This is a genomic window from Erwinia plantamica (genome assembly GCF_043420595.1).
GTDB lineage: Bacteria > Pseudomonadota > Gammaproteobacteria > Enterobacterales > Enterobacteriaceae > Erwinia > Erwinia aeris.
On the sequence record NZ_JBGCUC010000004.1, the window covers coordinates 70,489 to 92,907 of the forward strand.

The following is a 22,419-nucleotide window of genomic DNA, read 5'->3' on the forward strand; positions in this document are numbered from 1 at the left end:
ACCGCACAAAAGGCGATAATTGATCTGGCGTAAATTTCGCCATTTCCCCGTTTTTTTCAGGTGATTTAAGCCGTTTTTGAACAGGTTTACCTGCTAAATCATTCAGTTAAGTCATTAATAATTTGTAGTACTAATTGACGGGCAGCGGCATTCGCCTTCTGGCAGGATACGCATCCACGCAATGTGCATCCGGTTCAATAATTTCCATGAAGTGGTTTACCCAAAACGCGGTACTCTTCTCCGCTAAAACCTGTCTGGCCGCCTTTCTGGCACTTTATATTTCGCTTGAACTTAATTTTGAAAAACCAGCCTGGTCGTTAACGACGGTCTTTGTGGCTTCACAGCTCTATTCCGCTGCCACCATCTCCAAGTCGATCTTTCGCCTGTTGGGCACGCTGCTGGGCGGGCTGTTTATTTTCCTGATTTACCCGGAAACCGTGCAGTATCCGCTGCTGTTCAGCCTGTGCGTCTCGCTGTGGGTCGCCGTCTGCCTCTATCTCTCGCTGCACGACCGCACGCCAAAAAGCTATATCTTTATGCTGGCAGGCTACAGCGCCGCCATTATGGGATTTCCCGGCGTGGTGTCGCCGCTCTCCATCAGCGATATCGTTATTTCGCGCATTGAGGAGATTACGCTGGCGATTATCTGTAGCAGCCTGGTGCACCAGCTGATCCTTCCGGTTTCCATGCGCAGCCTGCTGGAGCAGAGCGTCAGCGTCTGGTATCTGAACGCGCAGAAGCTGTGCCACGAGCTGATTACGGTCAGGCCAAAAGATAAGTCGCTGGAGCGGGAGGATATTCTGATCCAGATGGCAAACTATCCGACCAATGTGGAAACGCTGATTGTACATTGCGTCTATGAAGGCGATGCGGCACGCAAACTAATCCGGCTGGTCAGCGTGCAGTACCAGCACCTGTCGTACCTGATCCCTACGCTGACCGCTATCGAAGCGCGGCTGAGCATTCTGGCCGAACAGCAAATCCGCTTTCCGCAGGAGGTCAAGGACGTCTTTGCCGATTTTGTCGGCTGGCTTAATCGTGGCGAGATTGCAGAGACGGCGCAAATGCAGCAGCAGCTTGCCGCGACCCAGACGGCGCTGAAACAGCAGTGGCGGAGCGGGGCGCTCGCCACGGAGGAGAGCATTTTGCTGATGGGCCTGCTGGAACGGCTGGCGGATTTTGTACGCATCGCAGGCGCCTATCAGAGCGTCAGCGTGCTGGTCAGCGATCTCTCCGGCGACACCAGCCTGGCGAAGGAGACGCGAGCGGAGCGCCATATTGATAACGGCCTGCTGCTGCTTTCGGCCGCCACGGCTTTTCTGGCGACCTTTATTTCCAGCCTGTTCTGGATCGGCAGCGGCTGGGCCGACGGCGCGACGGCGCCGATGATGGCGGCGATTGTGGCGTCGTTCTTCGCCAGCATGGATACGCCGCTGGTGCCGATGAAAAGGTTTATCAAAGGCGTGTTTATCGCGCTGGCGATCAGCCTGTTCTACGTGGCCTTTTTGATCCCGCAGGCAACCACCTTCGAGGCGCTGCTGCTGATCCTGACGCCAGGGCTGCTGCTGCTGGGGCTGGTTATTGCCCGTCCCTCGACCAATCTGATCGGCATCAGCGTGGCGACGCAGATCCCGGCGTTTTTAGGCATGACTCACCACTTCACGCCAAATCTCACCGGCCTGATCAATACGGCCATCTCCTCGATGGTCGGCATTATCGTGGCGGTGACCATTACGGCGCTGATCCGCAACAAGCGGCCTTCATGGACCGCCAAACGCACGCTGCGCAAAGGGCTGAGCGATTTGCTGCGGCTGGTGAAAGAGATTGAGCGCAACGGATCTTCGCTGCTGGCGCGGCAGCACTTTGTGGTGCGGATGCTGGATCGGGTCAATATTATCCTGCCGCGTATGCGTCTGGATCCGCATCCCGATCTGCTTTCTGGCGGCAATCTGCTGACGGAAGCCTGGCTGGGCGCTAACTGCTATGACTACTATGCCCGCCATCGCGAGCTGCTGGAAAGCTATCGCATTGACAGCGGCCAGATGTTTCACGAGCTGGCGCTGTTTTTAAAGCGGCGCATGAAATCGTTACAGACGCAGCCGCATCAGCATTTGCTGGAGGAGCTGGATCTGCTGTTGCTGAAGCTGGAAGCGTTGGCGGGCAAAGACGAGGCCGTGTTTGCGCCGCTGTTTTATCTGTTTAACGTTCGCCTGTCGCTTTTTCCGGGTCAGCGCTGGCCCGATATCGCCTTATTGAAAACTATCCGGCGCTGAGCGCGCGTTGGCCCGCCGCCAGATAAGCCTGCATCTCTTCTTCCGGCACCATGCCGCCGCCCGTGGCCCAGACCAGATGCGTGGCGCGGGCCATCGTCTCTGCATTAAGGCGATGCTGTGCCAGATAGTGGGCGCTCAGGCGTTGCGGCCCGGCCATTCCGGCCAGCGCGGAAGGTTCAAGGCGTAGATTTTCCGTGGCGGCCAGCGCGGCCAGCAGCTGGTACATCCTCTTATCGCTGAGCGTATAGCAGCCGTCGATCAGCTGCGCCATCGCTCGGCCGACAAAACCAGAAGGACGGCCGACCGCCAGGCCATCCGCCGCCGTTTTATTATCAAGCCCGATATCCGCGACGGCGACGGCCTCGTGCAGCCCGGTGCTCATCCCCAGCAGCATGCAGGGCGAATGCGTCGGTTCGGCAAAGAAGCAGTGCACGTCATCGCCAAAGGCAAGCTTCAGGCCAAAGGCCACGCCGCCCGGCCCGCCGCCCACGCCGCAGGGCAGATAAACAAACAGCGGGTGCGCGGCATCCACCGTTCTGCCTGCTGCCTCAAGCTGCGCGCGCAGGCGCAACCCCGCCACGGCGTAGCCCAGAAACAGCGTGCGGGAATTTTCATCATCGATAAAAAAACAGTGCGGATCCTGTTCCGCCTCGCGACGTCCCTGCGCCACGGCCACGCCGTAGTCTTCCGCGTATTCCACCACTTTTACGCCGTGCGAGCGCAACTTCTCTTTTTTCCACGCGCGGGCGTCGGCAGACATATGCACCGTGACGTCAAAACCCAGCGCGGCGCTGATAATGCCGATAGAAAGTCCGAGGTTGCCGGTTGAGCCTACGGCAATACGCTGCTGGCTGAAGAATGCCCGCAGGCGCGGCGACAGCAGGATGCGGTAATCCGCCTCGGTCGTCAGCAGGCCTGCGGTTATCGCCAGCCGTTCCGCGTGGGCAAGCACTTCATAAATACCGCCGCGTGCCTTAATAGAGCCGGAAACGGGCAGGTGGCTGTCTTTTTTCAGCCACAGTGCGCCAGGGATAGCGCCGTTTTCGGCCGCCAGCCATTGCTGCATGGCGGGGATAGCGATGACCGGCGATTCGATAATGCCGCCCGCCGTAGCGGTTTCCGGAAAGGCCTGCGCTAAAAGCGGCGCAAAGCGCTGGAGCCTGGCTTCGGCCTCTTGCGCATCCTGCCTGCTCAGGCCGACCTGCTTCAGGCCTTCTTCCACGCGGGCAAGATGGGGATTAAACCAGGTGGTGGCTTCCAGCGTCTGCAGCTGGCGGACAACGGGGTGTTGCAGAAGGCTATCTGACATGGCGGCTTGTCGCTCGGCAAAAAAAGAGGGCGCGCGACAGGCCGGACTCACCGACGCGCAGGGTGTCGGTGAGTGTAGCTTTCTCTTTCCTGATGGGAAAGGGCGGCCGTTAGTATTCGTCTTCCTTGATATTGGCGACGGGCGCCAGAACCGTTTCCGCCAGCGGGCGCAGCGCCTGGCCCTGCTGGACGCGCTGCGGCCAGTCGTGGTTAGCCAGCGCGGCCTTGCCAATGGCGACAAAATCCGCATTAGCGAGCAGCTGCTCTTCAGCCCGTTCGCCGTCGTCCAGCCCGCCGTTGGCGATAATGACCGTATCCGGTGCGCCGACGCGTGCCAGCTCAACCAGCGAGCGATCGTTATTTTCAAATGCCGGCAGCCAGGCTTTGTATTCGGTGATATGGATATAATCGACGCCAGCTTCCTGCAACAGGGCAAATACTTTTAGCGCGCCCGCTTCGCCTTCCTGCCATTTGTGCTGGAAGTCGTTGACCTTACCCTGAGAAATACGCACGCCCAGCATCGCCTCGCGGCCAATTTTGTTGCGTACCGCGCGGATAACTTCCAGCGTCAGGCGCAGGCGATTTTCGATCGAACCGCCCCAGGCATCTTCACGCTGATTCTGATAGTCGGTAAAAAACTGATCGAGCAGGTAGCCGTTAGCGGCATGAATTTCCACGCCGTCGAAGCCGGCCCGCGTGATGGCACGTTCCGCGCTGTTGGCAAAGCTGGCGATGACCTCCTCAATTTGCTGGGCGGTCATCGCTTCCGGTACGGCGTAATCGCCTTTGCCGTGATAAAAAGCCAGCTGCTGGCCGCGCGGTTTGATAGCGGACGGGCCGATGGTGGTGGTGCGGTGAATATTCGCCTGGGAAAGCGCACCGCCGTGGATCAGCTGAGCGATAACCACCGAACCCGCTGCTTTTACCGCATCCGTAACCTTGCGCCATCCGGCTACCTGCTCGTCGCTGACGATGCCGGGCTGGTAAGCATAGGTCTGCGACCAGGCGCTATCGATATAGAGGCCTTCGGTGATGACGCCGCCGAAGCCGCCCTGCGCGAAGCTGGCGTAGTAGCGCTGTACAATCTCGCCGGGCACGCCCGTTTCAGAAGCGGAGATACGCGTCATCGGCGCGACGAGCGCCCGGTTTTTAAAAGCGATGCGGGCGATCTGACCCGCTTTAAACAGTAAAGGATGCATAATAGTTCCTGAAGATAAATGAATACAGGATCCAGTATAATGAACGCGATGCAACGGCAGAACCGCCGCAAACTGACTAGATGAATAACGGAAACCGTTATAATGAACCTGAAAGACGTTGAGGTTTTCTGCGCGATCGTAGCCGTGGGCAACCTGACCAGGGCCGCCCGAACGCTGGGATCGACCGCCATGACCGTTTCCCGCCGTCTGGCGCTGCTGGAAAGCGAGCTGGGCGTCAGGCTGCTGCAACGCACCACGCGCGCCGTCTCGTTGACCAGCGAGGGCGAAGAGTTTTTGCCCTATGCGCGGGCAATGGTTGAAGCAGAGCAGACGGCGAAAAATATGTTCAGCGCCGGGGCGACGGGCGCTTTCGGGCTGCTGCGCGTGACCGCGCCGTCCGGCTTTGGCAGGCGCAACGTCTTGCCACTGCTGCCTGAACTGATGGCCGCTAATCCGCAAATGAAGGTCGAGCTGAATTTAAGCGAAGATGCCGTCGATATCGTGGCGCAGGGCTATGACATCGCCATCCGCATCGCGCCGCTGCGGGATTCCCGGCTGGTGGCGCACAGGCTGGCGGATAACCCCAGAGTCCTTTGCGCCTCTCCGGCCTATTTGCAGCGTAACGGTACGCCAAAGCTGCTGGCGGATCTGAAAAACCACGCCTGCCTGCGGCTGTCCGCGCTGCCGTGGTGGCTGTTTGAAAATCAGGGCGGCGCGGTCAGCTACACGCCGGATGCCCGTTTCAGCTGTAGCAGCGTGGAAGGCGTGAGGGAAATGTGCGTGGCCGGGGCGGGCATTGCGCAGCTGACCGCGCTGGACATTCGGGAAGAAGCGGCGCGAGGCGAGCTGGTACCGCTGATGCTTGAGGATATGGCGATGCCCGCGCTGGCCGTCTGGGCGCTGCTGCCGACGCGGCGCTATACGCCGCGCAGAGTGACCGCCTTTCTGGCGGTGTTAAAACAATCGCTTGGCTGAGAACGGACTATGGTTAAGGTTCCGGATCGCAGGTCACAGAACGCAGGTGCAGGCCGTGCCGATCTGTCCCTTTATACGCTTTTTTGCGGAGAAAAAATGAAGCCAGTTCTGTTTGCTCTTTTGACGATCGTCACCGCCAGCGCATCGGCCAGCAACATAGTGATCAATCAGCGCGTTCCCGCTGCCGGCGTGGCCGTACAGGGTGAGCTAATCTGGCAGCAGCAGCAAATTTCTGCACGGCCCTGGAACAGTGCCCAGCTTGGTGGCAAAGTACGGGTGCTGCTGCATATGGCCGGAAGAATTTCGGCTAAAGATCAGAACGCCGCATTGATTGACGCGCTCAGCAAGGCGAACCTGCCGCACGATCGCTACCAGACCACCACCATTGTTAACACCGACGACGCCATTCCGGGCAGCGCGGTATTTGTCCGTGCCAGCCTGAAATCCGCAAAGGAGGCGTCGCCCTGGTCGCAGTTTATTATTGATGCTAACGGCGCGGTCAGGCGAGCCTGGCAGCTGAAAGCGGGCGGCTCGGCAGTCATGGTGCTGGACAGCGAAGGGCGGGTGCGTTTTGCCCGCGAGGGCGCACTGACGCCCGCCGAAAATCAGCAGGTGTTAGCGCTGCTGAAAAGTTTGCTGGAGCCGCAGACTTCCTGAGCCTTCTTGCCCGCTTTTGAGAGCGTTCGCGCAGAGTGAAAAACGGCCGCAACAGACAGCTTGAAGTAGCCTGTTAAGCGCGGTAGCCTGCCTGCATCGAATATAAACCTCTTTTTATGACAGGTAACATCGGCAATGGCTTTGATCCCCAAAAACTACGCGCGGCTGGAAAGCGGCTACCGCGAGAAAGCATTAAAAATCTACCCGTGGGTATGTGGACGCTGCTCGCGAGAGTTTGTTTACTCAAACCTGCGTGAACTCACCGTCCATCATATCGATCATGACCATACCAATAATCCGGCAGACGGCAGCAACTGGGAATTATTGTGCCTGTATTGTCACGATCACGAACACTCAAAATACACTGAGGCTGACCAGTACGGTACCAGCGTTGTGGCGGGGGAAGACGCGCAAGACGATGTGGGCGCCGCCACCTATAGCCCTTTCGCCGATTTAAAATCGCTGCTTAACAAGAAGAAATAGCGCCAGAAATAGCCGCTTCCTGCTCAGGGCAGCCGCTATGCGAGACGCCGGTCTGCTTTGCGCAATAAACGGATGTTGCAGTGCAGTTAAGCAGGGCAGGCCCGGCGCGCGGCCACCCGCAAGTCATCATAGCCAGCAACCACGGAAGACAGCACTTTTCCCCCGCCGTTGCTGGCTGCTCGCGCTTTACTTTATTTTTGCTGTTCGCTTTCGCCAATGACTTTGTTAATGGCTTCGGTTCCACACCGATCGTCGGACTCGGCGCCGCCGGTTCCCGCCATGCCGATAGCGCCAATCCACTGACCGCGATATTTAATCGGTACGCCGCCGCCCAGCAGCAATAGCTCGTTAACAGTATTCAGGTTAACGGTATCCGGCGAGGATTGAGCTTTACGGGTAAACTCTTTCGTTGGCGTTTTGGTAGACAGCGCCGTGAAGGCTTTGCGCCAGGCGGCCTGCGTATTATGCGGCCCCACATTATCATCTCTCATCAGCGAAACCAGGTTTCCGCCACGATCCACGACGGCCACCACGCCCTGGCGATTCATACCGTGACATACGGACAGCGCTTCTGTGGCCAGCTTACTGCTGAGTTCCTGCGTCATGTCATAGACGGCTGCTGGCCCGGTAGCCAGAGCCATGCCTGGCGTCGTAGCGAGCGCAAGGGCAATCATAAAATGTTTCATTTGTGCTCAGCTCCCCCGATACCGCTTAACGGTTTTTTACTGGCAGCGAGAGGCAGGGCAGCGACAGACCTTTTCATGTTAATTCTCCTGTATTAATCACCCTGCTGTTATACCCGCGTGGCTGTCGTCATTACCTGTCAGAAAGATGACCATATTGTCATCTGGCGCGCCGCGGCCGCCTGGTGCTGGCGCAGGCGTAAGCCCCGGCAGAAGAGAGCGCAGGGTACGCGGACACCGGCAACGCCCGCAGTTTGCCGTTAACTGAAGACGCCGTTTTAACCATTAAAAATGGGTTTGCGCATAATGCGTATATAAGTCAATCAGTTGCAGAATAAAATATCCGCGCTACAGTTGATCTTTCCCGGTTTTGCCCTTATCGCACGCTGAGCGGTGCTGATAAGCCAGATGAACTCACGTTTAAGATGAAACCATCCACCTGAATGGAGAGAACAGATGAAGAAAAAATTGATGCTCACGGCTTTGCTTGCCGCACTAAGCAGCGGCGTCGCGGCCGCTGAAGGCGGATTTAAGGCGGGAGAAAAGGCTCCGCCGCCTGAAAAGGAAGATGCGGCACAGAAAGGCACAGAGGACACGCGCGCCACAAAAGCAAACCTGATCCGTGATTTCAGACAGGGCGGCTATACAACGCTTGAGGGATATATTGTCAAGGAGCAAAGACCGGGCAGCTATCTTTTTCGTGATGCCAGCGACGAGGTTCGGCTACAGGCTTCTGCCGATGCTTTTCTCGGCAAAACCTATCAGGCTGATGACAAGGTTCGCGTCAGCGGTCGCGTTTATGGCAGAGCGGATAACGCCTTTATGAAAGTGACCCGGATCGAAAAACCCTGAACGGCGCAACAGAGCCGGCGACCCTGTTTCTTTATAGCCTCGGCATCATTTTCCTTTATAAAAGCGGGAATGTATCAAGCCAGTTATGACGCCTGCTTTTTGAGCAGGGCGCAGTCATAACGTACGAGGAGCTGCATAACCGGCAGGCACAGGGCATAACGCGCTTTTTCAGGGCTGATCGCCACGCAAGCCTGCTACGCCCTGACGCGGGCGTCTGCTTCTGGCGCAAAACAGAAGCAGCGCGCGGCCGCAGGCGGCTTTCTACTTAAGTTGGGCTTTAACGGCGGCCGTCTTGACGTTTAAGGCATAGCGGGCGTCGGCGTCTTCTACCGCTTTGATGCGGGTAGAGATATCGTTCAGCACGATCCTGGCAGCACTCAGAGCGATCGCGCCGCTCCGGTAGTCCTGCAACAGCTTGTCCAGCTCGACGTCAAGCTGTTGAGCCAGGTCAGGCTGCGCCGCATCAGGCGCTTCGCCTACATAGAACTCATAGATGCGCAGTGCGGAGCGGTCGCCGGCAGGTTCTGTGTCAGCGCCCTGGTCGATCTGATTGTACACGCCAACATGCGGAACGTGCGGGCGAGCTAATCGTCCGGCAGTGAGCGTAAACTCTTTACGGCTGGCAGATTCGCCATGTCCACAAACCACGGTGAGCTTGTTCCCTCTGATGCGGTATTCCAGCTCCAGAAGCGCCGGGGTTGTGCCGACGTTGACGAGTTTGACTTTGTCGGGGTCTTTGGTTTCGTCATAGTCCCGCACGCCTACCTTGATCTCGCCATTGTCGTAGAAGCCCTTAATGGTAGGGTCATTGCCGTCGTCACAGTGCAGTTGCAGCACTACCACGTCACCGTCGTAGTTTACGGCCAGCAGCTCGCCCTTCAGGCGGATGAGCAGTTCGGTGTAGTCCTTCAGGAAGATCGGCGCCGGGAACTTGAACTCGGTGCGAGTGCGCTTCACGGAACCGGTAGTGGCGCCAGTTGTAGGTGCGATCACGTCGAAGTAATCCGCACCGCGTCGGATCAGACCTTTGGCTTCCAGATCGGCCAGCACCGATTCGACAAGCTCAGCGGACTTGAAAGTCCGGGCGGTACTGGCGCCGGGCTTTTTCAAAGGGGTAGTCAGATCCAGTTTGAGCAGGGTATCCAGTGGTTCAGTCATGCTTACTCCGTGTTAACAAAATGCGTGAGGGATAAAAACGCTGTTTCTTATTTGGATAAATGAAATAGGTTAATTAAGCGCTTATCGGAATATAGCACCCTTTCTTCTTTTGCTCTGAGGGCAGGGATGTTTTGAGCGCAATCACCCATCGCTCGCGCCTGGGATCACGCCGTGTAAATTATTTTTTACGGGGGTTAAGCGTCTATCATTCGTCAGGAGGTGACAGTAAAGACTGGTCTTTAATAGAATGGCAGTAGTTAATGCTATTAAATTAATTTATGGTAATGAATTAATCTGGATTAAATACTACTAAGGACTTATAGAATGATCAGAACCCCTACGCTGGCTGTATGTTTGCTGATAACCGCCGGTTGCCTTTCAGCCAGCACTTTTGCTCAGCAACAGTCTTCAGATAATCTTGCCCCTTATCCCAAACCGGAAAAAGGCATCAGCCGACAAATAATACAGCTGCCAGAACGTAAACATGAAGAGTTATATAAAGTGGAACTGATGATTGGTCAGACACTGGAAGTTGACTGTAACCAGCATCTTCTCCTCGGCCAGCTGCACAGCAAGACAGTTGATGGTTGGGGCTATGATTATTATGTCTATGAGGCAGCGAAATTGCCAGACTCCGGCGCAATGCACATCTCGACCAGAATGGCCTGCCCGGCAGGTAAAAAGGAAAAGAAATTTGTGCCCGCCAACCTCGGGGCGAATGGCATGTTGAGGTATAACAGTAAACTTCCCGTCGTGGTTTATACGCCAGAGAATATTGAGGTTAAATATCGTATCTGGAAAGCCGATGATAAAATCAACGCTGCCGAAGTGAGATAATTGATTTACGGGTAAACTCTCTTGCTTGTATCTGACATTATGTGGTGATTAGCTACCACCACCGAAGCAGAGTGAGCCCGTCCTCGTCCTTCAGTTCATTACAACACTGAACCTTGATTTGCAGCACATGACCCTCCGCTTCACCTTCCACGCCAGCACATCAGGTGAGAGCTGGCAACCCGGCCGCGCAAGGGAACCGGAGGGCGCCTTGAGGATGTTGGCGTCTTTGATCTTCAGGAAGAGTAAAACAGTGTTGCACCAGCCGGATAGCTGAAGGAAACAGAGAGGATGTAAATCGCCATTTTACTGCTGCTTACTACTGTATTAACAATGAAAATTACCCTATGCAAAAAAGGGCCTCATCTCCACACAGACGGGCCCTTTGCTTAATCATCGTTGGGGCTGATAATTACTTAGCCGCGTGCGGTCAGCCAGGCATATTCACTGCCAATCCAGGTGTAACCCTCTGCGTCCTGGCGCAGACGACCGATTCCCGGAAATGCCTGGTGCGCCGCGCCGATCCAGATACCCGTTGACGACGTTTCTTTCAGAGCCCACTCTCGTGAACTCACTGCTTTTTCCGGAATAATGTCCAGATTAATCGTCGCTTCAGCATGAGACAACTGCACTGCTGGTAAGTGAGTGATGTCACCCCAGAACAAAATAGTTTCACCAGCAGATTCAATACGGAAGCCGGAATGCCCTGGCGTGTGACCCGGCAGGCCAATCACTTTCACCAGACCATTTAGCAGGTCGTCCCCATTTTCAAAAGTCTGGAAACGGCCAGCTTTGATATAGGGCGCGGTAGCGTTTTGTGCAACATCGATGAACCAGTGCTGCATTTCCGGAATTTTTGCAGTCGTTGCTGAATCCAGCCAAAATTCAGCATCAGCTTCAGGCACCCAGACAGTTGCGTTCGGATAGGTTGCATTACCATTATCATCAGAAATGCCGCCAACGTGATCCGGATGCAGATGGGTAATCAGAACCGCATCAATGTCTTCAGGAGAATAACCAGAGGCTCTGATGCTACTTTCAAGACGGCCCATGGTCGGCCCGAATTTATTACCTGAGCCCGCGTCAATCAGAACGATTTTTGAACCGGTATCAACGATAAATGCATTAACCGAAGTATCAATTTCACCGGTTACAGGGTGCAACTGACGCTGCAGGGCGGCCTGGCGTTTATCATCAGTAACGCCTGCGAATGCTTCAGGATTAATTGCTACAATGCCGTCATAAACTGCGGTAATAGTGTAATCACCCAGAATACGACGCTGAAATCCAGCCGACTGCTCAAGGGAAGAAAAATCACGCGCAGGTTTTTTAATGATACTCATAATGTCTCTCTTATTTAGGGTCGGAATGATTTCCGTGGTGAGAAATATATCCGCTTGTCCTGAATGTCAGAAGACAGGATTTTGATTATACTAAGTTATTAAATTTAATACCAATCAACCTCTGAATGGGTTTGTGCGTATCTTTTTGATTTAATTTGATTTTTTTCAGATAGGTTGGTTGGTTCCTGCCTGAAGTAAAGCTTAAAAAGCATTAGTGCTCTACGAATATTTGTCAAATAAAGGGAAGGGCCGATAAATAATAATGTTTAAGTGGTGATATTACTTTCATATCCCTTACCACATGTCATGTCGTTTATTAACTGGCGTAAATTTTTTATTTTCCTCTTGTATGATTTTTGAAGCGATTTTTCCCACAAGTGCTGAAAGAAGTTAAAAACCTGTAGAATCGTTATGTTTTCATACTCTGAGGTTCCCTGTTAAATAATGGCTTTTCAAGCGTTGCTTTGGGGCTGCAATCAGTCATAATTTTACAGTCAGGAATTTGCAGGATCTCTGTCATCTGAGAGTATGCGGCGTCAGCCCGAAAAGAGAGTTAATCAGCATGCTGTTATTAGTCATTTTTAAAGTGAGGCAGCACATATTCAGCCAGTTCCTGAAGCACTTCTTCTGCTGGCCGCTGTAATGTTTTTAGGTTAAGTGCAACGTGGTTAACACCCGCTGACTCATGCTTTTTCCACATGGCAATTAACGCATTTCTGCCCGCACGGATCCCACCCCAGTTCTGGCGAACCGGCTCATTTGCATCTTCGGACAGATCAAAAAAAGTACCATATCCATAGGGCCGGAAATATTCATCCGGACGGTTCTGATGCCATGTATTTACGATTTCAGGTAACTGGTTAAAGCTTCCGCGATGCCTTATCCATCCATCGCTATTCGCCGCCAGCCAGTCTATATCCTGCTGTGCACGACCAACAATCAGTGTAGGAATTCTTCCTGCCCGTGGGGAGGGAACAAGATTAAGCATGCCCTTTAATTTGCCGTAATGCTTCGTATCGATATGAGGGAAGCTTTCAGTCGTGACCCGATGTATGAGATTAACAGCCTCTCTGAACCTTTCAGCTCTGTTGTCAAAATCAGCGCCGAACGCCGGATATTCAGCGGGACGATCGCCGCTGGATAGCCCCAGGATTAGCCTGCCATGGCTCAATTGGTCTAATGACACTGCCTGCTTCGCTACAATCAGAGGCTCGCGCAACGGAAGGACTATGCCAGCAGTTCCTAACGCAATATTACGTGTGACAGCGGCAAGAAATCCAAGGTATACCATTGGGTCAAAAACCTGCCCGGTATCGCCGAAAGACGGATCATAGAAAGGAATATCTCGCATCCATAGCGCTGAAAATCCCAGTTTATCTGCCAGTTGAGCCATTTTCTGATGATCTTCCAGCAGCGGAAAGGGTGAGTCAGGATATCCCACAAGAGGCATGATAAAACCAAACGTGAGCTTGTCTGGCTGAAAGACCCGGCTAAACCCGGGATGTGTCTGGAGCTCAGGTTTCAATTTAAGACCGGAGACGTAATGCATTTTCATTTCCTTATCTGACAGGCTTTAAACGGAAGGTTTCCGGAGGCCAGCACCTGTTTCAGGTTTTTGAGTACCGCAGCATGGCGGCAGGAATGGCATTTTAATTCAGCAAATGAAGAGGAAAAATTACTCAAAGAGTACTTCACTTTTTCCTTAAAAATAACAATGCTGACTATGTTAAGGCCTGACAGCTTGTCGTATTAAAGCACAGGAGATCATGCCGTCTCTGACGCATGCCTTACACTACGCTCATGGAATAATCAGGTTTAAAATTCCGTGGATCAGTGAATATGACTGACGCAAGAACAACAATTTCAGGCGGTAATATGCGTTCAAAGATGATTGAATATATTAATATTTTTATGCAAGTCGTTGAGCAAGGGAGCTTCACCAAAGCGGCTGAATTTCTACAATTACATCGCCCTGCGGTGAGCAAAGCCATTCAACATCTTGAAGACGATCTTGGTGTTAAGTTAATCCACCGCACCACTCGAAAACTCAGCGTTACCGCAGAAGGCGAAGAATTCTACCATCGTTCAAAAACTATCCTTTCTGAAGTGAATGACATGATGGCCAGTTTTTCAACGACACTGCCTCCTCGTGGGCGTCTGAGGCTGGACGTGCCACTTTCATTAGCGCATGCCATCCTGATTCCGCATCTGATAAAGTTCAAAGAAAAATACCCGGATATTGAAGTCGTTTTGCTTTCCTCCGACAAGAAAACGGACCTCATTACCGAAGGGGTGGATTGTGTGGTACGGCTGGGCGAGTTACAGGATTCGAGCTTTATCTCGAAACGACTCGGAGAGATCCGCATGGTGACCTGTGCTTCTCCGGCTTACCTTGAGGCCCATGGCAACCCTGAGTCATTAGACGATCTGCAAAACCATAAGGCAGTAAATTTCTTCAGTGACCATAGCCGTGAGGTTATGGAGTGGAAATTCATCGATAAAAATATCGTCGTTTCGCAACGTTCTGCCAGCAGTATGCTTGTAGACAACTCAGACATATTACTGAGCTGTGGCCTGTCCGGCCTGGGTATCATTCAGGCGACTTATCCTGCGCTTAAACCTCATATCGATGCGGGTGAGTTGGTCGAAATACTGACTCAGTATCCACCCGTCTCCAAGCCTGTCTCAGTCATGTATCCGGACAGGGAATATCTCTCTCCGAAGGTCAGGGTCTTCATCGATTGGTTCAGCGAACTGTTTTCTCAACAGGCCAGGTCAATGGTTGATTGTTACTGATTGGATAATACTGAAGTTCCTGAATACCTATTTTTATACGTTTTATGAGCGCGTAAATTATCGGCAGATGAAACGGGCGTGCTTTACCACACATTCCTGAAGCCGCCCCCCACTCACGAGGCTGATTATGTCAAAAGTAGTAACGTTTAACCGTACAGGTGGACCGGAAGTTCTGGAAGTTGTCGATGTTCAGGTTCCGGCTCCTTCAGCCAATGAAGTCCAGATCCGCGTTAAGGCTATTGGCCTGAACCGGGCTGAGATCATGTATCGCAATGGTCAGTATGTTATCGAACCCGTGTTTCCAGCACGACTCGGTTATGAAGCAGCTGGTACCGTTGAGGCCGTAGGTGAAAATGTGAAAGACTTTGCCAAAGGCGATCCTGTCAGCGTGATCCCATCCTTTATGTTTAACGAATACGGTATGTATGGCGAGATCGTGAATGCGCCTGTTCATGCGGTTGTTAAGCACCCAGAAAATTTGTCATTTGAACAAGCCGCTGCAAGCTGGATGATGTATGTCACAGCGTTTGGCGCGCTGGTAGAATATGGCAACCTTCAGGCTGGTCAAAACGTGATCATTCGTGCTGCTTCCAGCAGCGTTGGCCTTGCAGCCATTCAGATTGCCAATATGTTGGGCGCTAAACCCATTGCACTGACCCGCACCAGCGAAAAACGCGATCTGCTTCTTAAGGCGGGCGCTGCTGCCGTCATTGCGACGGCTGAACAGGATATGGTCGCTGAGATTAATCGTGAGACAAATAACGTTGGTGCTCACATCGTCTTCGACCCCGTTGGTGGCCCGGACGTCGCTAAGCTGACCCAGGTGATGGCACCATTGGGGATGTTCTTCCAGTATGGCGCACTTGATAGCCGTGACATGCTTGTACCTGTTTTCGATATTCTGGGCAAACATCTCACCCTCCGTGGTTACGAACTCTTTGAGATCACCACAAACCCTGAAAAAATGGCTCGTGCTAAAGCATTTGTCACTGAAGGTTTGCGCTCAGGCAAACTTAAACCTGTCATCGATAAAACTTTTACTCTTGAAGATATTGCCGATGCACAGCGTTATATGGAAGCAAATGGTCAGGTAGGCAAAATTGTAGTAACTGTTAATTAACTTCCTCCATCCTGCATAAAAAAGAAGCGTATTATAACAAGTAAAGCAAGCGATAAATTGCCCGGAGACAGAAGGTCTCACGGGCTTTTTTTTAATATTAAAATCGATCAAAATTCGCGCCAGAAATCATTCAAATCAACACCAGGATATAAATAACACAATCCGTAAGAATTTTAAAATCCTATAAATGCCGTTATCCTCATTCATTGTTTCTGAAACCCATAACTATGAATTTCTTTTTTACTTGTTTATCTCATATGCATTACCTCATAAAATTATAACAACAAAAATAATTGAGGTAATACCATGAAACTCCGTAATTCAGTACTTGTATCACTGCTGGTCTCATCTGCATTTGCTACTGCTAATGCAGCAGAAAACATTAAAACTTCACCTGCTGGTCATGTATCTGCGTGGGGTACCACCCTTGATGAAATGACTGGCGCCCTTGAAACGGCAGCGACGAAAGCAGGCGCTAAGGGTCTTAAAGTCACTTCTGCATACGGCGGAAATCGTTATTATGGAACGGCGATAATTTACAAATAGCATCTCCGGCCCGGCACAACTGCCGGGCTTTTTAATAATGTAAGCGCTTTACATAATTCCGCTATATTTAGCTGGGCGAAAGTTAATGCTCCTTAACCTGCTCTTGGCAGAGTACGGGTATTTTATTAAAGTTTTATTTTATTAATCCCTCAGTAAACCACCGCAATGACTTTTTGGCAGGGCTGGTTTCCCCTGGCACGGACTTTCTGAATATCTGATGATTTATCCGCAGGATAAAAGGCTGGTAAGGGAATACCCTCAGTTGTCAATCAAAAGCAACTGACATTGCCAGGTAAAAATTAACAGGCAAAGGGACGAGTAATGGATATAAAGTCGCGCGCAGAGGGATCAGGACTGAGTAGTACAGAGGGAGTCTTTGCGACTCCCTGTTAAAATTTATTGTAAGCCCCGGAGCTTCAGTACATCCAGGTCGCTTTTGATTTCTTCAGTACAGTGATGTGCATTAGCGCGGTTCCTCAGCTCTGTTGGCGTCATACCAAATGCCGAACGTATAACACGAGACATAGCCTGCTGACTGGTATATCCATAGTCACAGGCAATATCCATTAAGCGCCCAGCGGTATACATAATAGCCTCAGCGGCCCGGACCAAACGACGGATCCTGACATGCTCTGATATAGAGCGTCCTGTTATCTCTTTAAACTGACGCTGAAAATGCCAGCGGGTGTAGCCCGAGCGATCGGCCAGCTGAACTATATGAAGGTCATTATCAAGATTGGCTTCAATCCAGTTCAGCGTATCGCAGACAACACCGCGCATTATGGCAGAGGAACGAAGGGAGTGAGAATTGGCGGTGGGCTTTAAGCCCTCTCTACCACCCGTGGTACAAAATGCGTCAGGGTCACAATACAGAAGGTCAGAACCTATGCAGGATGAGTAGTTAACAGAATGAGCTGCAGTATGTAAGGACATTTAATCACCGTCTGAAATTAGCAGTAAATCAGGTTTACCTGCCACTGTGCCTTTCTGAGCAACGGGCAGTTTGATTTTTATTCTATTGATTCAGGCGGGACAGAAATATGCCTTTAAAGGAACCACTTTATTATCATTCTGGTACCAATAAACGCCAGGGCAGGCGTACAGGTTTTCCGCCCCGGCAACAGACTTTAACTGATGCTTACATGGATCACACCACGGATCATGATGCCAATCAGTGCGCCTGGCAAGGCGTAGCGGAATAACCGCACAAACCGGCTGGCAATCCCCAGGAAAATACCGATACCCGGTAAATCAAACGTCTGGATAAGAAATCCGGCAGAAGCATTAATTTGCTGTGTGGTCATCAGCCCCTTATGGATAATGTCAGTCATTACACCGTAATACGCCGTTCCGCCAGCAAGGAATTTCGTTAGCACAGGCATAACATAAATGTCAGATATGTTGAAAAGTGCCAGTACCGGCGCTACCAGCGTAGTTAACCCTTCAATAGCACCACTTGCTTTCAGTATGCCGACGACAGTCAAAGAAAGAATAAGCATAGGTACAGAGCCCAGTGCCAATCTGATAGCATCTGATCCTGCGCTGTTAATCACGCCAATCAAACCCTGAGATGATTTTCTATGCTGAGTTTCAGCATCTTCACCTTTCACCTCCTTATCTGATAGCCTGCGGGCAGTCAGATGCCAGGTAAAGGCAGCAGCAGCAAGGCCCCCGACTACCGAAATAATCAGTGCTTGACCCCAGTGTAATCCTGCCGGGATAAGAGGATAAAATACGTTGCCCTGTCCCATAGCAAAAAGCATAGCCAGCGTGGCAGCAAGATGCCTGTCGGAAGTACCGCGTTTTTCCATGATAGCCAGGGCGGCCAGAGGGGCAGCGAAACTCACAAAGTTAAGCTGAATAAGCGCAAAGATTGCCAGCCCTGTTACACCAAATGGCTTAAGTATGGGAGTCATCAGGCGAACAATTGCGTCCAGTACTCCCTTCTGCTCCAGATACTTCATGATGATAAGCATCACCACCATGACAGGTATTAACGTATATAAAGCGACGTCAACGGAAGTTCTTCCCGCTGACATGATGATTCCGATGATGTCCATAACTGGCTCCGATAAAATAATAAAGGAACCTTACCTCAACTTACAGTGATGCATATTTCATAGTGTGCTGCGCTTTTAAAAACACCTCGATATTTTTACGTAAAATAATTATCTGGTGATTTTTATTATTAAAGGCAGGGGACTTGTCTTTTATTCATTTGTTAATAATCCCCTGAACCGATCAATGAGTAAAGAGATGAGCATTCAGAGCCATTGTCCGGTTAATAACGCTATTAAACGCGGATGGTTCAAAAGGAGGTTGTTCTGCGTGAAGTGAATGCCCTCAGGCATGCTCCAGGCCTCCCCGTATGGAAACCAACGATAGCCTGCTTTTCGAAAGCATAATTTCAGCTTGTCATAATACTGGTTCCGGGCTCCACCTCGTGCAGGAAGCACTTTAGCTCACGTCAAAGACTACCTGATATCAACAGGCGTGAAACTTGCGCTTGTTCCTGAATCAACCCGGCCCCTCACTTCCCGCTGCCAATAGCGGCACCAGCACGTCGCTGATGGGCGTAGGAATACCATGGGTGCGGCCATAGCGCATTATCACGCCGTTGCGGATTTCCCATTCCAGCGGGCGGTTAGCCTGTCGGTCCGCAAGGATTGAGGTGCCTAAATCCGCAGGAGCATGATGAAAACCGTCCACAATTTCCTGGGGAACGCTGTCGTTCAGAATAGCTCCTTCCGCGCGAGCTACCTTCAGACATTCACGCAGATAAGCCAGCGCCAGTTCGGTGATATCTTTGCGCGAGAACATCCCGGCACGACGATTAGCAAGCACCATCAGACCGGCTACCGCGTTCTGTAGCAGCTTACGCCAGGCGATGGAAATAAAATCGCTCGACAGATCAACGACGCAGCGGGTTGCGCTCAGGCTGGCCGCTACTCTTTTTGCCTGTGGGCTATCCGGCAGCGTCAGGCGCGGTTTGGCTCGCAGCCAGACGGAGAAATCCGGCTCTCGCTGGGCCGGGAACCATACTACCGCAGGCACTACGGTGGCACCGTTGACCCAGGGCTCCAGAAGGGTTTTCTGTTCCACGCCGTTTTGCAATGCGCACACCACCGTGTTTTCATCACAGAGTGCGGCCAGCCAGTCCGCACAGTCGGCTACCTGGGTAGTTTTTACCGCCACGAACACCAAATCGAACGGCTGATGGACGGAGGCGCTATCAGTTAATACCGGCCCCGGTACGACAGTTTCTCTTTCATCATCACGAAGAATTAATTGCGCATGCGCGCTGCGCCCGCAAAGTACTGGCGTGCGGTTTGCCTCATGTAGTACCGCTGCGAGGGTCGTACCGATAGCGCCAGGGCCAAGCAGGGCAATGCCAGGACGGTCAGCCATTTTATATTCTCCCTTGTTCGTCAACGATCGGCGCGCCGATTACCATCGCTACGCACGCCAGGGTTTTCTCAGCATACGCGCTTTGTCGGAAAATGGATCGCCCGAGCCAGCGCCAAACCAATAAAAGCCCGTTAAACAACACGGGCGCTTATTATCAGGCGGCGCTGTTATAGCTGGTGGAGGGGGGCAGGGTTTTACTTCCTTTTAGCGTAAACAGGGAAAGGACGGTAAAGCTTAAGGTGATTAACCCATGACTTAACCGTTATTGTTGAGTACGCAATATGAGCAGTCGCGATAAACTAAGCTTTATTTGAAATAACTTACCTGTAACTTCAATTCGGGGTGGCTGAATATTATTTCAGTCGGCAAGATTATTATCACATAGTATATCCTGGGCATTTAGTACGGTCTCCCGCTTATCGTTTAGCCGGGTTGCAGCATAAATATCGATGTTCAATTTCTGCGATTCATAGTCTGTTAGCGCGCGGTAGCAAAGCCCTTCCTGATTAAAGGTGCATTTGGACTGCGGCATCAGAGCAAACCCTTTTCCTCTTGCGATGTGAGTGAGCATAACGAGTGAATCGTCCGGCTCTTTCACTCTTTTTAATGGAGTTTTCAGTAGATCAAAATAACTTTCACATTTGTCGTAAAATGATGGGTTCGCGCTTCTTGCAAACCAGAAGAGCGGTAAATCACTGACGTCTTCGAGTGATACTTTTTGTTTCATACTGGCTGAGTGCATGGCTGGCATAGCCATCAGTAGGGGTTCACGGCAAACCCAGCGATACTGGACGGTATCTTCATGACCGATACCTTTTTCGCCCGTAAGCACGAGGTCAAGCGTATTTTTCGACAGGCACTGAAGCAGCTGCGCAGATGTCAGATTAGGCGTTTCAACGTCGTCTTTAGCATGCAGTTTAATAAGCTGCTTGCTGACGGGATCAATTAATTCAAAATTGAGCGTTCGGGTAAGGCCAATGCGCAGGCTCTCCTTCGTAGAAGGGGAATGTGTTTTCAGTTCATTAAGTTCCTGAAGGATCTTTTCTGCTTTTATTACCAATGCACGGCCAGCTTCCGTCAGGCTGACATCATGTGTACTGCGGCTGAATAGCTGCCTGTCCAGTACAGCTTCAAGGCGCTTAATCTGTCGGGTTAACGGCGGCTGGGTCATTCTGAGCCGTTCGGCAGCCCTGCGAAAGTTCAGCTCATGAGCAACAGCAAGAAAGCACTGGAGCTGTTTAACGCTGGGGAGGTTGTTGTTGATTAGGTGTCCTGCAGTGGCCATAGATTCCATCCTGTCAGTCAAAAAATTATTCTACACCCTTTTTATACAGCCAGATATAACCCGAAACTCATATCACAAAAACGCGCCTTATAGCAATACAAAAACTATATTACACATTTAACAATTCCATTTGTGTCAAAGGCTGTTAGATTCCCCTCTAAATTAATCAAACATCATCAGGGAGATAAGAATGTCATCTAACTATGTGCTGGTGTCGCGCTTTCCGTTAAAAAATAATATTTATGATGATTTTTTCTCATCATTAAAAAGCACTAAAATTACGCGCTATTTTCTTTGTGAAGAGCAGGGTGTGAATGAACTACTGGAACTCCGTTCGTTTAACGATATTAAAGAAATCTCATGGGCAGAAGAAGAAATGGAGTCAATGTTTTATCGCTTTGCTGACGTTCTTTCTGCAGATATTCGTAGGGAGCTTCTCAAGTTTGTTGAATCTCCTTTCGATAATAAAAAAGACCTCCCCGAAACAAAATATATTCAGCTGCGCCATGTTGAAGTTCCTGCGCATAATTATCAAAAATATCGGCAGTGGCGTGATGAAACCATTTTTAATGTCGTAAGGGATAATAAAGATAATTTACGGATCATTTTTCAATATCGCCATTGGTGTCGGAGCGTCTGCCGGTGCCTGGATGATATCCGCTTTTTCAATCCAGCTACTTTATATCGTAGCAGGTGCAGCTATCGGGCTTTCTGTTTTGCTCGTAGCCGCAATCCCAACGCGCGCTACGTCAGCACTAACCATCATGGAGAAACCTTATGAGTCAAATAAGTAATCTGACACATTATGGCAGAGATATTATGAACCGCCTTGAGCCCGGTCTTGCCGATAAAGTCACCGGACGACTGAATGAACTTGACGCCACCTTACCGGCTTTGATCACCGATTACGCTTTTGGCGCTGTGGTTGGCCGCCCCGGTCTGGAACTTAGAACAAGGGAAATGCTGACCGTTGCATCGCTTGTGACGCTGGGTAACGCTATGCCGCAGCTTGAGTTACACATGAGAGCCGCGCTTAACACTGGCGTCAGCCCTGAAGAGCTACTTGAAATTGTGATACAGATGGCCGTCTATGCCGGCGTACCGGCCTGTATGAACGGTTTGACGGCCTACCGCGCTGCTATGGCGGCGACAGGCCATACTTTGCCCGGCCTGAAAGAGGAAAACTCATAAGCGAAGTAGTCATTGTTTCTGCAAAACGCACGGCAACGGGCACGTTCCTGGGCTCCCTGTCGGATCATTCCGCCGCCGAGCCTGGAAGCCGCATCATTCGTGCGCTTCTTGAAGACCTGGACGTGAAAATTGGTGAAATTTCTCAGGTCATTATGGGGCAGGCCCTGACGGCTGGCTGCGGCCAGAATCCAGCACGTCAGGCCGCACTGAATGCCGGACTGCCTGTTACAACGCAATGCCTGACCATTAACAAAGAAGGTCTGTGGATCTACTGCTACGGCAAGAGGACTGCCGGTTCTGGCCTCACA

General features: G+C 51.6%; 21 protein-coding genes and 1 pseudogene. 12 read left to right on the plus strand and 10 right to left on the minus strand.

The window, feature by feature from the left end; translation table 11 throughout:
* Window positions 1-206: 206 nt before the first annotated feature.
* On the plus strand, window positions 207-2,273 hold the full coding sequence (locus AB3U87_RS05050) for an FUSC family protein (RefSeq protein WP_394148613.1): 2,067 nt from the start codon (window positions 207-209) through the stop codon (window positions 2,271-2,273).
* On the opposite strand, the gene AB3U87_RS05055 is transcribed toward AB3U87_RS05050, so the two are convergent.
* Complete coding sequence (locus AB3U87_RS05055; protein WP_369894783.1) at window positions 2,260-3,582, minus strand: D-serine ammonia-lyase; 1,323 nt, start codon at window positions 3,580-3,582, stop codon at window positions 2,260-2,262. The two genes, AB3U87_RS05050 and AB3U87_RS05055, sit on opposite strands and share 14 nt — an antisense overlap.
* 109 nt (window positions 3,583-3,691) lie before the next feature.
* Window positions 3,692-4,780, minus strand: coding sequence for an NADH:flavin oxidoreductase (locus AB3U87_RS05060; protein WP_253454314.1), 1,089 nt, complete (start codon window positions 4,778-4,780; stop codon window positions 3,692-3,694).
* A 102-nt stretch (window positions 4,781-4,882) separates the two neighbouring features.
* On the opposite strand from AB3U87_RS05060, the gene AB3U87_RS05065 reads away from it, so the two are divergent.
* From AB3U87_RS05065 to yajD, 3 genes are all read left to right on the plus strand, one after another.
* Window positions 4,883-5,755 carry a LysR family transcriptional regulator gene (locus tag AB3U87_RS05065; RefSeq protein WP_370734006.1) on the plus strand — a complete coding sequence of 291 codons (873 nt, stop codon included), beginning with the start codon at window positions 4,883-4,885 and terminating at the stop codon, window positions 5,753-5,755.
* A gap of 96 nt (window positions 5,756-5,851) precedes the next feature.
* Window positions 5,852-6,412, plus strand: a complete 561-nt coding sequence (locus AB3U87_RS05070; protein ID WP_253454312.1) for a YtfJ family protein — start codon at window positions 5,852-5,854, stop codon at window positions 6,410-6,412.
* Between the two features lie 135 nt (window positions 6,413-6,547).
* A complete protein-coding gene (gene yajD, locus AB3U87_RS05075; protein ID WP_253454311.1) occupies window positions 6,548-6,895 on the plus strand; it encodes an HNH nuclease YajD in 348 nt (115 codons plus the stop codon).
* 191 nt (window positions 6,896-7,086) lie between these two features.
* Here yajD and AB3U87_RS05080 read toward each other — a convergent pair whose 3' ends face one another.
* Window positions 7,087-7,581 carry a GlcG/HbpS family heme-binding protein gene (locus AB3U87_RS05080; RefSeq protein WP_253454310.1) on the minus strand — a complete coding sequence of 165 codons (495 nt, stop codon included), beginning with the start codon at window positions 7,579-7,581 and terminating at the stop codon, window positions 7,087-7,089.
* Between the two features lie 453 nt (window positions 7,582-8,034).
* Here AB3U87_RS05080 and AB3U87_RS05085 point away from each other — a divergent pair, with 453 nt between their 5' ends.
* On the plus strand, window positions 8,035-8,430 hold the full coding sequence (locus AB3U87_RS05085) for a YgiW/YdeI family stress tolerance OB fold protein (RefSeq protein ID WP_301250928.1): 396 nt from the start codon (window positions 8,035-8,037) through the stop codon (window positions 8,428-8,430).
* Window positions 8,431-8,691: 261 nt separating this feature from the next.
* Here AB3U87_RS05085 and AB3U87_RS05090 read toward each other — a convergent pair whose 3' ends face one another.
* Complete coding sequence (locus tag AB3U87_RS05090; protein ID WP_394148617.1) at window positions 8,692-9,588, minus strand: polysaccharide lyase family 7 protein; 897 nt, start codon at window positions 9,586-9,588, stop codon at window positions 8,692-8,694.
* 324 nt (window positions 9,589-9,912) lie between these two features.
* Here AB3U87_RS05090 and eco point away from each other — a divergent pair, with 324 nt between their 5' ends.
* On the plus strand, window positions 9,913-10,425 hold the full coding sequence (eco, locus tag AB3U87_RS05095) for a serine protease inhibitor ecotin (protein ID WP_394148619.1): 513 nt from the start codon (window positions 9,913-9,915) through the stop codon (window positions 10,423-10,425).
* 413 nt (window positions 10,426-10,838) lie between these two features.
* Here eco and AB3U87_RS05100 read toward each other — a convergent pair whose 3' ends face one another.
* Window positions 10,839-11,765: an MBL fold metallo-hydrolase gene (locus AB3U87_RS05100; RefSeq protein WP_301250923.1), complete on the minus strand. Its 927-nt coding sequence runs from the start codon at window positions 11,763-11,765 to the stop codon at window positions 10,839-10,841.
* A 571-nt stretch (window positions 11,766-12,336) separates the two neighbouring features.
* Window positions 12,337-13,314, minus strand: a complete 978-nt coding sequence (locus AB3U87_RS05105; RefSeq protein WP_394148621.1) for an LLM class oxidoreductase — start codon at window positions 13,312-13,314, stop codon at window positions 12,337-12,339.
* Between the two features lie 326 nt (window positions 13,315-13,640).
* Between AB3U87_RS05105 and AB3U87_RS05110 the strand changes: the two genes are divergently transcribed.
* The 3 genes from AB3U87_RS05110 to AB3U87_RS05120 all read left to right on the plus strand — a co-directional run bounded on the left by AB3U87_RS05110 (window position 13,641) and on the right by AB3U87_RS05120 (window position 16,227).
* Window positions 13,641-14,561 (plus strand): LysR family transcriptional regulator, encoded by a 921-nt coding sequence (locus AB3U87_RS05110; RefSeq protein WP_301250972.1) that lies wholly within the window; start codon window positions 13,641-13,643, stop codon window positions 14,559-14,561.
* Window positions 14,562-14,688: 127 nt separating this feature from the next.
* Window positions 14,689-15,681: a zinc-dependent alcohol dehydrogenase family protein gene (locus AB3U87_RS05115; protein WP_301250919.1), complete on the plus strand. Its 993-nt coding sequence runs from the start codon at window positions 14,689-14,691 to the stop codon at window positions 15,679-15,681.
* A gap of 306 nt (window positions 15,682-15,987) precedes the next feature.
* On the plus strand, window positions 15,988-16,227 hold the full coding sequence (locus AB3U87_RS05120) for a YdgH/BhsA/McbA-like domain containing protein (protein ID WP_301729592.1): 240 nt from the start codon (window positions 15,988-15,990) through the stop codon (window positions 16,225-16,227).
* A gap of 396 nt (window positions 16,228-16,623) precedes the next feature.
* On the opposite strand, the gene AB3U87_RS05125 is transcribed toward AB3U87_RS05120, so the two are convergent.
* From AB3U87_RS05125 to AB3U87_RS05140, 4 genes are all read right to left on the minus strand, one after another.
* Complete coding sequence (locus AB3U87_RS05125) at window positions 16,624-17,160, minus strand: helix-turn-helix domain-containing protein (RefSeq protein WP_394148623.1); 537 nt, start codon at window positions 17,158-17,160, stop codon at window positions 16,624-16,626.
* Between the two features lie 194 nt (window positions 17,161-17,354).
* Window positions 17,355-18,287, minus strand: a complete 933-nt coding sequence (locus AB3U87_RS05130) for a nucleoside recognition domain-containing protein (protein WP_394148624.1) — start codon at window positions 18,285-18,287, stop codon at window positions 17,355-17,357.
* Window positions 18,288-18,744: 457 nt separating this feature from the next.
* Window positions 18,745-19,635 carry an oxidoreductase gene (locus tag AB3U87_RS05135; RefSeq protein ID WP_301729591.1) on the minus strand — a complete coding sequence of 297 codons (891 nt, stop codon included), beginning with the start codon at window positions 19,633-19,635 and terminating at the stop codon, window positions 18,745-18,747.
* A gap of 358 nt (window positions 19,636-19,993) precedes the next feature.
* Window positions 19,994-20,920 carry a LysR family transcriptional regulator gene (locus AB3U87_RS05140; RefSeq protein WP_394148625.1) on the minus strand — a complete coding sequence of 309 codons (927 nt, stop codon included), beginning with the start codon at window positions 20,918-20,920 and terminating at the stop codon, window positions 19,994-19,996.
* Between the two features lie 190 nt (window positions 20,921-21,110).
* Between AB3U87_RS05140 and AB3U87_RS05145 the strand changes: the two genes are divergently transcribed.
* The 3 genes and pseudogenes from AB3U87_RS05145 to AB3U87_RS05155 form a co-directional block, all read left to right on the plus strand.
* Window positions 21,111-21,701: a hypothetical protein gene (locus AB3U87_RS05145; RefSeq protein WP_394148627.1), complete on the plus strand. Its 591-nt coding sequence runs from the start codon at window positions 21,111-21,113 to the stop codon at window positions 21,699-21,701.
* The gene (locus AB3U87_RS05150) at window positions 21,698-22,111 is read left to right on the plus strand and encodes a carboxymuconolactone decarboxylase family protein (protein WP_253454298.1); all 414 of its coding nucleotides are present in this window, start codon (window positions 21,698-21,700) and stop codon (window positions 22,109-22,111) included. Before AB3U87_RS05145 ends, AB3U87_RS05150 begins: the two co-directional genes overlap by 4 nt.
* Window positions 22,108-22,365, plus strand: a pseudogene (locus AB3U87_RS05155) (thiolase family protein); the annotation flags it as partial. The gene AB3U87_RS05150 and the pseudogene AB3U87_RS05155, both read left to right, overlap by 4 nt.
* Window positions 22,366-22,419: the final 54 nt, after the last annotated feature.